The organism is Mucilaginibacter sp. HD30, assembly GCF_054061755.1.
This window is the reverse complement of sequence record NZ_JBSSEO010000001.1, coordinates 1,907,963-1,919,732: the sequence shown is the minus strand read 5'-3', so window position 1 is coordinate 1,919,732 and position 11,770 is coordinate 1,907,963. Positions and strand designations below refer to the sequence as shown.

The 11,770-nt window shown below is 39.9% G+C and carries 11 protein-coding genes and 1 pseudogene; 10 read left to right on the top strand and 2 right to left on the bottom strand.

Going from position 1 to position 11,770, the window contains the following annotated elements; all coding sequences use genetic code 11:
* Positions 1-18: 18 nt before the first annotated feature.
* The 4 genes and pseudogenes from ACVW2L_RS09285 to ACVW2L_RS09270 all read left to right on the top strand — a co-directional run.
* A complete protein-coding gene (locus ACVW2L_RS09285; protein WP_457127685.1) occupies positions 19-864 on the top strand; it encodes a RagB/SusD family nutrient uptake outer membrane protein in 846 nt (281 codons plus the stop codon).
* Between the two features lie 103 nt (positions 865-967).
* The gene (locus ACVW2L_RS09280) at positions 968-1,789 is read left to right on the top strand and encodes a RagB/SusD family nutrient uptake outer membrane protein (RefSeq protein WP_457130189.1); all 822 of its coding nucleotides are present in this window, start codon (positions 968-970) and stop codon (positions 1,787-1,789) included.
* Between the two features lie 24 nt (positions 1,790-1,813).
* A complete protein-coding gene (locus tag ACVW2L_RS09275) occupies positions 1,814-2,854 on the top strand; it encodes a DUF5627 domain-containing protein (RefSeq protein ID WP_457127684.1) in 1,041 nt (346 codons plus the stop codon).
* A 182-nt stretch (positions 2,855-3,036) separates the two neighbouring features.
* A pseudogene (locus ACVW2L_RS09270) lies at positions 3,037-3,378 on the top strand (glycine cleavage system aminomethyltransferase GcvT); the annotation flags it as partial.
* Positions 3,379-3,575: 197 nt separating this feature from the next.
* On the opposite strand, the gene ACVW2L_RS09265 reads toward ACVW2L_RS09270, so the two are convergent.
* Positions 3,576-3,893, bottom strand: a complete 318-nt coding sequence (locus ACVW2L_RS09265) for a hypothetical protein (RefSeq protein ID WP_457127683.1) — start codon at positions 3,891-3,893, stop codon at positions 3,576-3,578.
* A 76-nt stretch (positions 3,894-3,969) separates the two neighbouring features.
* Positions 3,970-4,335, bottom strand: coding sequence for a hypothetical protein (locus ACVW2L_RS09260; protein WP_457127682.1), 366 nt, complete (start codon positions 4,333-4,335; stop codon positions 3,970-3,972).
* A gap of 298 nt (positions 4,336-4,633) precedes the next feature.
* Between ACVW2L_RS09260 and ACVW2L_RS09255 the strand changes: the two genes are divergently transcribed.
* From ACVW2L_RS09255 to ACVW2L_RS09230, 6 genes are all read left to right on the top strand, one after another.
* Positions 4,634-7,417 carry an outer membrane beta-barrel protein gene (locus tag ACVW2L_RS09255; protein ID WP_457127681.1) on the top strand — a complete coding sequence of 928 codons (2,784 nt, stop codon included), beginning with the start codon at positions 4,634-4,636 and terminating at the stop codon, positions 7,415-7,417.
* Positions 7,418-7,422: 5 nt separating this feature from the next.
* Positions 7,423-8,217, top strand: coding sequence for a GLPGLI family protein (locus ACVW2L_RS09250; RefSeq protein ID WP_457127680.1), 795 nt, complete (start codon positions 7,423-7,425; stop codon positions 8,215-8,217).
* Positions 8,218-8,468: 251 nt separating this feature from the next.
* Positions 8,469-8,948: an RNA polymerase sigma factor gene (locus ACVW2L_RS09245; RefSeq protein WP_457127679.1), complete on the top strand. Its 480-nt coding sequence runs from the start codon at positions 8,469-8,471 to the stop codon at positions 8,946-8,948.
* Complete coding sequence (locus tag ACVW2L_RS09240; RefSeq protein WP_457127678.1) at positions 8,932-9,516, top strand: hypothetical protein; 585 nt, start codon at positions 8,932-8,934, stop codon at positions 9,514-9,516. The genes ACVW2L_RS09245 and ACVW2L_RS09240 overlap by 17 nt, the downstream gene beginning before the upstream one ends.
* On the top strand, positions 9,513-9,698 hold the full coding sequence (locus ACVW2L_RS09235) for a hypothetical protein (RefSeq protein ID WP_457127677.1): 186 nt from the start codon (positions 9,513-9,515) through the stop codon (positions 9,696-9,698). The genes ACVW2L_RS09240 and ACVW2L_RS09235 overlap by 4 nt, the downstream gene beginning before the upstream one ends.
* A 179-nt stretch (positions 9,699-9,877) precedes the next feature.
* Positions 9,878-11,761 (top strand): DUF1800 domain-containing protein, encoded by a 1,884-nt coding sequence (locus ACVW2L_RS09230; RefSeq protein WP_457127676.1) that lies wholly within the window; start codon positions 9,878-9,880, stop codon positions 11,759-11,761.
* Positions 11,762-11,770 lie beyond the last annotated feature (9 nt).

Genomic DNA, 11,770 nt, shown 5'->3' with positions numbered 1-11,770 from the left:
CGTATAAAACTAAATAGTATGAACAAAAATATAGCAATACTTTTTATGCTGGCAGCAGTGTTTGCCGGATGTAAAAAACTCACTGTACCATTGGATGATAATCATCGTACGTTGGACGATATATATACAGACGCAAGGTTTGGGGAAGGTTTACTAATGAATGGGTACACAAGGCTGCCTACAAACAGCTATAACTTTAATGACGTTGCCACAGATGATGCTGTTACCAATGATAAAAGTACCTCTGCATATGGCAACTTCCAAAGAATTGCTACCGGACAATGGTCTTCATTTAACAATCCTTTAGACAGGTGGAATAACGGTTACCTGGCTATTACTTACATCAATAAGTTTTTGGCAAACGTGGATAAAATATTCTATGCTGCCAACCCCGTTGTAAACAAAATGTTTATAGACAGGCTTAAAGGCGAAGCTTATGGATTACGTGCTTACCACATGTATTATCTTTTGCAGGCACACGGTGGCGTGGGTAGTAGTGGGGCGCTATTGGGTGTTCCGATTTTTACAGAAGACCTGGTAGAGGGCTCTGACTTAAAAAAACAGAGAAATACTTTCGAACAGTGTGTTCAACAGATATATACTGATTTAACAGAAGCAGAGAAATATTTGCCGCTTAATTATGGTGACGTTACTGCCGTGTCACAAATACCTGCAAAATATACAGGTGCTGATCCTGTTGACTATAACCGGGTGTTTGGAGGTGTTGCCAAGCAGCGGTATGAGTGCCAATATTGTAAAAGGGATACGCGCAAAAGCAGCTTTTCTGGCCGCCAGTCCTGCTTACAGTGCCGGAACTACAACAACCTGGGCAATTGCAGCAGATTATACTGCAAAAGCACTTGATATTATTGGTGGTGTAAACGGTATTGACCCACAGGGCGGGCTATGGTACTTGGCTGCAAATGTGGATGCCTTAAATGTGGTTAATAATATTGATCAAAAGGAAATGCTATGGCGTGGCACAAATGGTAATCAAACTAATAATCTTGAGCGCGATAACATGCCGCCAACATTATTTGGAAACGCAAGGGTAAATCCAACACAAAATTTAGTGGATGCATTCCCAATGGCTAACGGTTTCCCAATTACATCAGCGGCCAGCAATTATAACCCGGCGAACCCGTATGCAGGTCGTGATCCGAGATTGGCAAGATACATTGTTACAAATGGAGCAACAATGTCAAGCAAGGCTATTTTATCCAGACAGGAAGGTGGTAATGACGCTGTTGATTTTCTTCCAACCTCAACCAGAACCGGTTACTATTTACGTAAACTATTACGTGAAGACGTGAATTTAAATCCGGCCTCTACATCTTCAAGAAGGCACTACGCTGTACACATCAGATTTACGGAGTTGTTTTTAAATTATGCCGAAGCAGCCAACGAAGCTTTTGGCCCGGATGGTACAGGTAGCAGCACTTATTCTGCCCGCGCGGTGATAGCTGCTATACGTAAAAGAGCAGGAATAACTCAGCCTGATGCCTATTTAGCCTCGATCAACAATAAAGATGATATGAGAACTCTTATAAAAAATGAAAGAAGATTGGAACTTTGCTTTGAAGGCTTCAGATTCTGGGACCTACGCAGATGGAAAGATCCGATTAACAATCCGATTACTGAGCCGGCTAAAGGTGTGGTTATTTCGCCTGCAAATGTTTTTACCTACCGCACGGTAGAGAACAGGGTATATGCTAATCATATGTATTATGGGCCATTGCCTAATGCAGAAGTATTAAAAGCAAACCTGGTGCAAAATCAAGGCTATTAATTGTTTGTATTTAATAAATAAAAAATGAAAAAAAATATTTTCGCTTTTTTGGCAGCCTCGTTACTCCTGGCTTCCTGCACAAAAAACAATGACTGGGAATTTCCAGACTTTGATTATTCAACTGTATACTTTTCATACCAATCTCCTATAAGAACCATCACATTAGGAGAAGATATATATGATAACACATTGGATAACCAACATAAAAGTTTAATTATGGCAACTCTTGGTGGTGTGTACACTAACAAAAAAGACGTAGCCGTTGATGTGGTAGTAGATAATACACTAACACAAAATTTAAAGTTTTCGCTTCCTACCGGTGTTGGCGGTAATGTAGTTGCCATGCCAAGTAGTTATTATGCGCTGCCGGCAAATAAGCAAATCATTATACCAAAAGGTAATATGTCTGGTGGTATTGAAGTACAGTTAACCGACGCGTTTTTTGCTGATCCGCTTTCAGTAGGCAATAATTATGTAATTCCGTTAAGAATGACCAAGGTTACCGGTGCCGATTCAATTCTTAAAGGTCAAACTGCTTTGGCTAATCCCGATCGTAGAATAGCGCAAAACTGGGGCATCGTACCTAAAGATTATATACTTTATGCAGTAAAGTATATTAATCAGTATCATGGCAACTATTTGCGCAGAGGAGTTGATGAAGTAAAAGGAAATGGCGGCAACACCGCACTTGATACTAAAATAATTTATCATAAAACCTATGTGGAGCAAGATGAAGTAGTTGGTTTGACAACTAACTCTTTAACTGATAATGCCTTGGCATTAGTTGCCAGAAATAAAGACAACAGCACAACATCTTTTACGGTTAATCTTAAGTTTGACAACGCCGGCAAATGTGTTGTTTCCGCACCGCCGGCATCTGCTTATACCGTATCAGGAACTGGCGAGTTTGTAAAAAAAGGAGACATGTGGGGCAACACAAAACGAGACGTTTTGCGGTTGAAATATCAAGTGGCTTTTGCCGCCTCAACACACAGTTTTACAGACACCATAGTGATGAGAGACAGAGCTGTGAAATTAGAAACCTTTAATTTCGTTGTTCAGTAAGCTATTTAATTACCTTCTGTTGCTGACTTCATCGGGAGCGTAATACGATTTCATATAAGGTTTATTAAGAACACTAATTAGTGGCATGGTTAAATTAGATTTAGCTATGCCACTTTTAGTTTTATACTACCGAACGCCATAGTGGTAAAGCTCATCGGCGCAATTGCAATCCTTGGGCCAAAATGGTACCCTTTGCAAGTTACAACATGCCTGTGCAGTATGCTGGCATTAATGCCGAGCACGAAACCGTGCGTAAAGCCGTAGGCGTTTTTGATGTGAGCCACATGGGCGAGTTCATCCTGAAAGGCGAAGGAGCCCTTGACCTGATACAACGCGTTAGCAGCAACGATGCGGCTAAATTGTATGATGGCAAAGTGCAATACTTCTGTTTGCCTAATGAGCAAGGCGGCATTGTTGATGATCTGCTGGTTTACCGCATTGATGAGAAAACTTATATGCTGGTAGTAAACGCATCCAACATTGATAAAGACTGGGATTGGATAAGCAAATTCAATACAGCAGGTCACCTTCATTGTAAAAGCTATTGGCATGGGCTATGTACCCAAGGGCTTTTGCCAAAGAGGGCACGGAGATCTTCATCAAAATCAGAGATAACAAAATTAAGGCAAAGGTGGTTAAGCCGCCGTTTACCCCCTAAACCCCTAAAGGGGGAACAATAGTTCAGTAAATGGATATACAACCCTTAGTAGTGTATGTACCGTTATTTGTTTAGTGACTTATAAAGCTTCTTCATTTTTTTAGCATCTTTCTCCAGTTTTTCAACCAGGTCATGCACTTCATTGGTCTTGATGCTTTTCAATTTAAAGATAATTGAGTCCTTGGTTTCATAAAGCGGGCGTAGTTGTTTACTGTTGCTATAAAACTCAACATCCGCAAAGAATTTGGCCAGGTGCTCCTGATTTTTACTCCGGAGCCTGGTTTGCTCTTCATCAACACTTTTATTGGTGATCAATCGATCATAATAGTCGAAATGGGCGATGAGATCTGATATCTCCAGTGCCACCACATTAAAATCCATAGTATGTTTATTAAAGTCGGCAAGATAGGCACTGGATCAATACAGCGAGCGATGCTAACAAAAACTTAATATTGGCTTAAAACATCCTGCTATTCGACGTAACTTTTCCAATCCGTTTATCTTTGCGTGATACAAGTTCGCAAAGTTGTATAGCGGCGCTCTCAAAATCGTCATGATTATCGCTTAGGAGTAACCAGGCGGTATCGATACCGTCATCAAGTTGAAATTGAGTAACGGCGGGAATCTCTATTTTCAAGCTATCATGATTTTCCCGCTGTGTGGCAATCCAAATGCCGTTATGCTGCGGATTTTTAGCGGTTTTGCGGAAGATCAGTACTATCTTTTGATCAAAATAAATATAAAACATGCCAATAGCCGGTTTTACCATGACCGCAGTGGGTAGGTAATCTAACAGAAAATCAAATGGCATTAGCTTTTTCATGCTTAAAGTTAATCAATTGATCTTTTACTACTCAGGGCAAAAGCGCGAACGTGTTTCTATGCGGTGTTGAATAAAACGTACGGGGTTATGCAGCCGAACGACAACAGCCGGTTTTGACAGAGTATTGGATGAATTTTGTAGTAAGCCACCTCACAAAATGTTGCTCAGTCAATATTTAATATTTATTGGTCGTAACAAATCACTCTCTTATACATCCTATTATAAAGTTAACTGATTTTCCAAATACTAAATAATTAGTTATATCTTTATTACTTGTAAACCCTTACCGCAATTATTAATGAAAATCACATTTCTGGCTTTGTTAGCCATTTTTCTATCCACACAAGTATCTTACGGGCAAAACCAGCACACGGTAAAAGGTGTTACAGTTGATTCTGTTTCTAAAGCAAGATTAAACGGCAGTATAAGTGTTTTGAATGCCAAGGACTCTGTTTTGCGCAAGTTTACTTATGCCGATGATAACGGTGCATTTACTGTTAGCGGCCTGCAGGCGGGCAAATACTTGCTGTTTATCACTTACCCCGGTTACGACAATAAAATGAGACCGTTTACTTTGGGACCGCCAAATGCAGTTACTGACTTGGGAAACGTTGGCGTGAGTGCTGTAGTTAAAACGTTAAATGAAGTAACAGTAAAAAGCACGCCACAGGAAATTAAAATAAAAGGCGACACCCTTGAGTACAATGCAAAGGCGTATGTTATACAACCCAACTCAAAGGTAGAAGACCTTTTAAGGCAGATGCCGGGCGTGCAGATTGATAAAAATGGGAAAATAACCGTGAACGGACAAGCTGTACCAAAGGTACTGGTAGACGGTGAGGAGTTTTTTGGCGATGACCCAACCCTTGTTACCCAGAATTTACGCGGTGATATGGTATCGTCTGTACAAATTTATGATAGACGAAGTGATCAGGCATCCTTTACAGGTATAGACGACGGACAGCGAATAAAAACCATCAACGTAAAACTAAAAGAAGATAAGAAAAAAGGGATTTTTGGTAAAGTGAGTGCCGGCGTAGGTAATGATGACTACTACGAAACACAAGGCTTATTTAATAAGTTTACGGCCCGCAGCAAATTTGCAGCCTATGGTACGTTTGCAAACACTGGCAAGACGGGATTAGGTGCAGCCGATAACAGTAGGATAGGCTCATCAAACAATTACGCGCAGATAGCCGATAATGGGGGGATATTTGTACAAGGCGGCGGCGATGACGATCTGGACGCGAGCTCCGGTAATTATAACGGCAACGGTTTACCCGAAGTACAGGCAGGCGGTGCGCATTATGATACCAAAATAAAAAATGATGCTACCTTAAACGCTAACTATAAAGTAGGTACGCTTGATGTAAAGGGAATATATAACTCATCAATCCAGGTAACTATACCGGGTAGTAAACAGGATCAAACCGCTTACCGCGATCTGCATAACAATACCTTTAGACAAAAGGCTGACCTTACTTATTTTACAAAACTTGATACTTCATCAACACTGAAAATTGGTGTTGATGCAATTACAAAGCACTTAAAAGTTGATAACGACCTACTAACAACGATAGTTGGCGAAACAGGTAATATATTGACAAAAGAAAGAAGGATAACCAGTTCAGATAATCACCAAAAGGGATTGAATTTGAATGCATTATATACCTTCAAGTTCAGAAAGCCAACCCGCACTTTTTCATGGGCCGTTTCTGAAACTTATGCTGAAAATACTGCGACAAATTATTTGTACTCGCTACAGTACAGGGCAAATAAAACACCTACAGATAGTTTAACCGATCAGTACAAACCCATTACGGCAAAAAACACGTCGTTTAGCAGTAACATGAATTACACCGAGCCTTTAACAAAGTACCTGGCTTTACAACTTAATTATGGCCTGGGAATAAGCAACACAAATTCTGATAAACCAACGTTTGATAAATCACAATCTGGCCTGTATGATAATTTCAACAACATATATAGCAACGATTTTAAGATCAATACACTAACCAATAGATTTGGCGGTGTTTTTAACTATCGCAAGAACAAAACCATACTAAATTTTGGTACCCGCGCTTCCCTTGTTGATTACGAACAAACCGAACGATATAGCGGGCGGATCTTTAAACGCAGTTTTGTTAACTGGTCGCCCCAGGCAACTTATCAATATCAAATGTCTGCGCAAAAGATATTTTTGCTGAATTATTCCGGTAACATGTCACAACCAAGTGTTGATCAGTTACAACCGATCCTTAATAACAGCAATACCTTAAATACACTTATTGGTAATCCGGACCTGAAAGCACAGTTCAGTCATAGTTTACAGGCCATTTATCAATCACAGAAAATTATTACAAGGCAATCGCTTGCCTTGGTAGGTTCAATAAATATTACTGATAACCAGATCGTTTCAAAAATTACAAATGACCCACTGACAGGTAAGACAGTTACGCAGTACGTTAACCTAAATAATGAACGTCAATACAATGCAAACCTGACTATACAAGGAAGCCAGCGGATAACAGGTACAGAAATAGATGTACGTTTAGGCCTTAATGGCGGCAGAAGCGCTAATTTTAGCTTTATCAATAATGGCTTAAATAGGGTAGATCAAACTAACTTAACGCTACAAGTTGGGTTACAAACAGTTAAGTTTCAAAAATATGAGCTGCAGGTTAATGTATCTCCTAACTACAGTTTTAATAAAAACTCATTAATACCTCAAAACAACAATAACGCCGCCGGTATGAACGTAAACGCACGCGGAACGTTATACCTTCCTGGAAAACTGATCCTGGCATCGGATGTGAATTACAGGTATACTGCAAAAACACAGCGCATAGATGCTATTAACATGACCATTCTAAATACGTCATTAAGTAAAACTTTCTTAAAAGAGGATAAGCTAAAAGTAACTTTATCTGGCATCAACCTTTTAAATGCCAACCCAACTTTAAGCCGCAGTATAGGTGCTACTCAAATCTCGCAGAGCAGCTTTAATACCATAATGCGCTACTTTATGTTAGGCGTAAGCTGGGACTTTACAAAATTTGGTACATCAGCAGCAACAAACTAATTATCATGAAAAAGACGATTATAATCCTCATCACTATATTATTTAGCGGTAATATTTTATTTGCCCAGCAAAATGTTCGTTTTATAACCAGCGGAACTATCGAGTATCAAAAACGAGTTAACACGTTCCAGGTAATGGGCAATGTGGTATCACCTACAGCCGATGCAAGCCTGAAAGCAAGAATGCAGCAGACGGTAGATCAGTACAAAAAATTACAATCACAATTTGCTACTTTTAACAGTACCTTAATTTTTAGCGGCAATAAAACATTGCTTACACCTATAATGCCGATTGCGCCGTACCAAAGTTTCCAGTTGAATCCTATCACAGCTGAATCTAATACCATTTATACAGATCTTAATGCAAGCAAAATTGTGATGGAGAAAGATGCCATGGGCGAGCAGTTTTTACTAACAGACAGCACACGGAAAGTAAAGTGGAGAATAACAGATGAAACCCGCGATATATTGGGTTATAACTGTATACGTGCCAATGGTATAATATCTGATTCTATATACGTCGTGGCTTTTTATTCTGATAAGATCCGAGTTAGTGGTGGCCCCGAATTGTTTACCGGTCTGCCTGGCATGATATTGCAATTAGCTATACCGCACGAAAATGTATCATGGGTAGCTACTAAAATAATTGATTCGGAACCTACCAAACCAATAACCCAGCCAAAAAAAGGAAAGCCTGTTAATACCCAGCAATTGCTGGCCACGATAAGAAAAGGAATGGATGCTTACAGGGTAAGCGGTATAAACGTAGATTACTATTTGAAAATATTAGGCCTACTGTAACCAACCTGTTTTTTAATAATGCCAAGGCAATCGGGTCGTCCGAATGTTTTGGCATTGTCTGTTTATAGGGGATAACCTGCATTTTGACAGCCCATCGGCTGATGAACTGGGCAAAAGATACGCAGCTAAAATGCTGGTATTGCAGAAAAAGAAATAACAGTAAAAGCGTTGCGGTCTTTGACCATACAAATAACGCCGTAACATTTTAACACAAGCTGTATCTTACCCGCATTAAGAAGATTTAACAACTTATGCAGGGTTTTGAGACCATCTATACACAATACTCTCCCCAGATATTCAGGGTATGTATGGGCTATGTGAACGATGCTGAGCAGGCGAAGGATCTAACTCAGGAGACTTTTATTTCAGTTTGGAAAAATCTTGACTCGTTCCGTCATGAATCAAAGATAAGTACCTGGATCTATCGCATTGCTACCAACAACTGTTTGCGTGCAATAGAGGTAGGAAAGAGAATGATAAAAACCGAACTACCTCTACACCTTCCTGATCTACCTGACGAAAGCCCTGAAGAAAAGTTGCGATTTCTGTACCAGGCAATATCCGAGTTGGAAGAAACAGAACGTATCATCATTTCCCTGTTGCTGGAAGATTTGCCACAGGGCGAGATTGCTGACATTGTTGGGCTTAACCCGGGTACAGTACGTGTAAGGATACATCGCATTAAAGAAAAATTAGCTATTAAATTCAGAGAGCATGGACAATTTGAATGAGCTTAAAGCCATTTGGCAAACAGCAAAAACCGAGGAACTGCCCACAACAGCGGAAATGATTACACTGGCAAAAAAGTTTCGTTATCAGAAGCTACGAAACAAAGTGTTGTCAATAGTAGTAGGAGTGATGGCTATTTTTTTAATGCTTACTTTCTTCGTTACCACTCCACAGTTGGCAACAACAACTATCGCAGGAATGATATTTACCGTGATTACCTGCATTATATTGATATATACGAATGCAAGGTCGATAAAACGTTTTATTGATTTAAAAGACTACAGCAACAAGGAATTTATCCGATTTTTAGAACAAACCCGCCGAAACCAGTTGTATTATTACAAGTATACACAAGTGGCCGGTTTGCTGTTTAGTAGCATCGGTTTGCTTTTATTTCTTTATGAGTTTGTACAAAAAAGCAATGCTCTGTCTGCAGCGTTTTATACAATAGCAGTGGGGTGGCCCTTATTTATGTGCTTTTATTTACGCCCACGTAATTTTAAAAAGCAGTCTGCCAAACTGAACGACATGTTAACATCATTAAAGAAAGTAAACGATCAACTCCAATGAAAAAGACAAAAGTTACCATATGGCTTATCTGTATGTTACCATTAGTTATCTCGATAGTGGTGCTGCAACGTTTATCAAATATACCTGATTTTTTGCGCGGGGCATTAACGGGTGTTTGTATAGGATTGCAATTGATGTTTTTTGTTTTGCTGAAAAAGAAGAAACCAACGCCAGGCTATTGAAGCATAAAAGCGATGTATTTAGAAAAAATGGTACGCCATTTAAGCAGGACGAAGTGAATGTTATTAAGGAGCAGACTTGAAAAAAGTAATATCCGCAGTTAAGTTTCAGGAATAAATAATCTAAAATTAAACTTATTGCAATTCCATACGTCATAAATATATTATTATCAATAGTATATATGAAGGCAGCAGTAAAATATCCCATTTATTTATTCCTTGCTGTAGTAGTTATATTGGCATCGGCATTTATTTTTAGGCCCAATGAAAACGAACAAACTATTTCCTTCCCCTATAAAAAAGCGGGGTTAACAAACCGGCAAGCCGCAGCGCATTTACTCAATAGGTTTACCTATGGTGCCACACCAAGCGAAGTAGACGAAGTTGTAAAAATGGGCCTTGAAAAATGGTTCCTGCAACAGTTGGACGGCAATTTACCCGACGATTCCCTAAATCAGATACTAAGCAAATATGATGCACTTAAGCTATCCAATAAAGAAATTGTTGCTCAATTTCCTAAAAATGCTGTGGTAAAACGTTTGGCGGTTAGAGACAGCGTTATTAATAAAGACTCAATTAACGTAGACCGAAAAGAATATAAAGATTTGCTTGCCAGCTATATGCAGCAACATAGCCTTAAACCGGAGCAGGAATTGTTAAGGCAGCTTTATGAGCAAAAAGTTTTGCGAGCCACTTATAGCAATAACCAATTGCACGAGGTTTTAACTGATTTTTGGTTCAACCATTTCAATGTTTCGTTAACCAAAAATCAATCTGCGCAATTTATTCCCAGTTATGAGCGCGATGCCATCCGCCCAAATGTTACCGGCAATTTTGATGCGTTGCTGTTAGCAACGGCAAAGTCGCCGGCTATGCTTTATTTTTTGGATAACTTTAGTAGTACGGGCACTAATACGCAAAAGCCCCGGGCATTGATGAGAAATGCCGCAAATATGCAGCCTGTAAAAAAAGCCCAGGGATTAAATGAAAATTATGCCCGCGAAGTAATGGAACTGCATACGTTGGGTGTTGATGGAGGGTACACGCAGCAGGATGTGACACAGGCTGCAAAAGTGTTAACGGGTTGGACGGTCTTCCCTATGGGAGAGTATGGCAACGCCGACGCCCTACAAAAACTGATTAATAACACGGGCGAAGAAGGGCTTATACAAAAGGGGTATGTACACGAAGGAGACTTTCTGTATACCCCAAACAGGCATGATAACGATGAAAAAACAGTGTTAGGCAAATACTTTGATGGTGATGGCGGCTATATGGAAGGCGTTGATCTGCTTGAAATGCTGGCGCACCATCCTTCTACTGCTAAGTTCATCACAAAAAAACTAGCTGTCCGTTTTGTTAATGACGCACCGCCGCAAAGTTTATTAGATAAAATGGCGAAGACCTTTACACAAACTGATGGTAACATCCGTCAGGTTTTGATCACTATGGTTTCCTCGCGTGAATTTTGGAATACAAAAGCACTTCGCGAAAAAACTAAATCACCGTTTGAGTTGGTTATAAGTTCAGCACGTGCATTAAACGCGCGGATAGATCAGCCCATTCAATTATATAATTGGGCAAACAGAATTGGCCAGCGTGTTTACGCTTACCAGGCACCAACCGGTTTTCCAGATAGATCGCAGTATTGGATCAATAGCGGGGCTTTGCTTAACCGCATGAATTTTGGCCTTGCAATGGCTACAGGGCGTGTTCCTGGTGTTAAGGTTGATCTTGCTGCGCTTAATAATAATCATGAGCCTGAGAGCCCTGAAGCGGCATTACTGACCTACGGTAAATTACTGTTACCGGAACGCGACTTGAGCCAAACTATAAAAGAGCTTATGCCAATGTTGAGCGAAAAAGAACTCGCAAATAAAGTAGATGCCGCCGCCAAGGCGCCGCAGGGTAATAAGAGTGGTGAGATAATGATGGATATGGATGTCTTCGGAAAAAAGAAGAATAACAATGCTCGTAATTTACAGACAATCGCAAACGGAAATAACAGTATGCTGGCGCAGGTGGTAGGCATTATTTTAGGATCGCCAGAGTTTCAACGGAGATAAATAAAAATT

What these genes read in the sequence shown, in the direction of transcription:
- ACVW2L_RS09285 (WP_457127685.1), top strand. Translation starts at nt 19, where the DNA reads ATGAACAAAAATATAGCAATACTTTTTATGCTGGCAGCAGTGTTTGCC.
- ACVW2L_RS09280 (WP_457130189.1), top strand. Translation starts at nt 968, where the DNA reads ATGCTATGGCGTGGCACAAATGGTAATCAAACTAATAATCTTGAGCGC.
- ACVW2L_RS09275 (WP_457127684.1), top strand. Translation starts at nt 1,814, where the DNA reads ATGAAAAAAAATATTTTCGCTTTTTTGGCAGCCTCGTTACTCCTGGCT.
- ACVW2L_RS09265 (WP_457127683.1), bottom strand. Translation starts at nt 3,893, where the DNA reads ATGGATTTTAATGTGGTGGCACTGGAGATATCAGATCTCATCGCCCAT.
- ACVW2L_RS09260 (WP_457127682.1), bottom strand. Translation starts at nt 4,335, where the DNA reads ATGAAAAAGCTAATGCCATTTGATTTTCTGTTAGATTACCTACCCACT.
- ACVW2L_RS09255 (WP_457127681.1), top strand. Translation starts at nt 4,634, where the DNA reads ATGAAAATCACATTTCTGGCTTTGTTAGCCATTTTTCTATCCACACAA.
- ACVW2L_RS09250 (WP_457127680.1), top strand. Translation starts at nt 7,423, where the DNA reads ATGAAAAAGACGATTATAATCCTCATCACTATATTATTTAGCGGTAAT.
- ACVW2L_RS09245 (WP_457127679.1), top strand. Translation starts at nt 8,469, where the DNA reads ATGCAGGGTTTTGAGACCATCTATACACAATACTCTCCCCAGATATTC.
- ACVW2L_RS09240 (WP_457127678.1), top strand. Translation starts at nt 8,932, where the DNA reads ATGGACAATTTGAATGAGCTTAAAGCCATTTGGCAAACAGCAAAAACC.
- ACVW2L_RS09235 (WP_457127677.1), top strand. Translation starts at nt 9,513, where the DNA reads ATGAAAAAGACAAAAGTTACCATATGGCTTATCTGTATGTTACCATTA.
- ACVW2L_RS09230 (WP_457127676.1), top strand. Translation starts at nt 9,878, where the DNA reads ATGAAGGCAGCAGTAAAATATCCCATTTATTTATTCCTTGCTGTAGTA.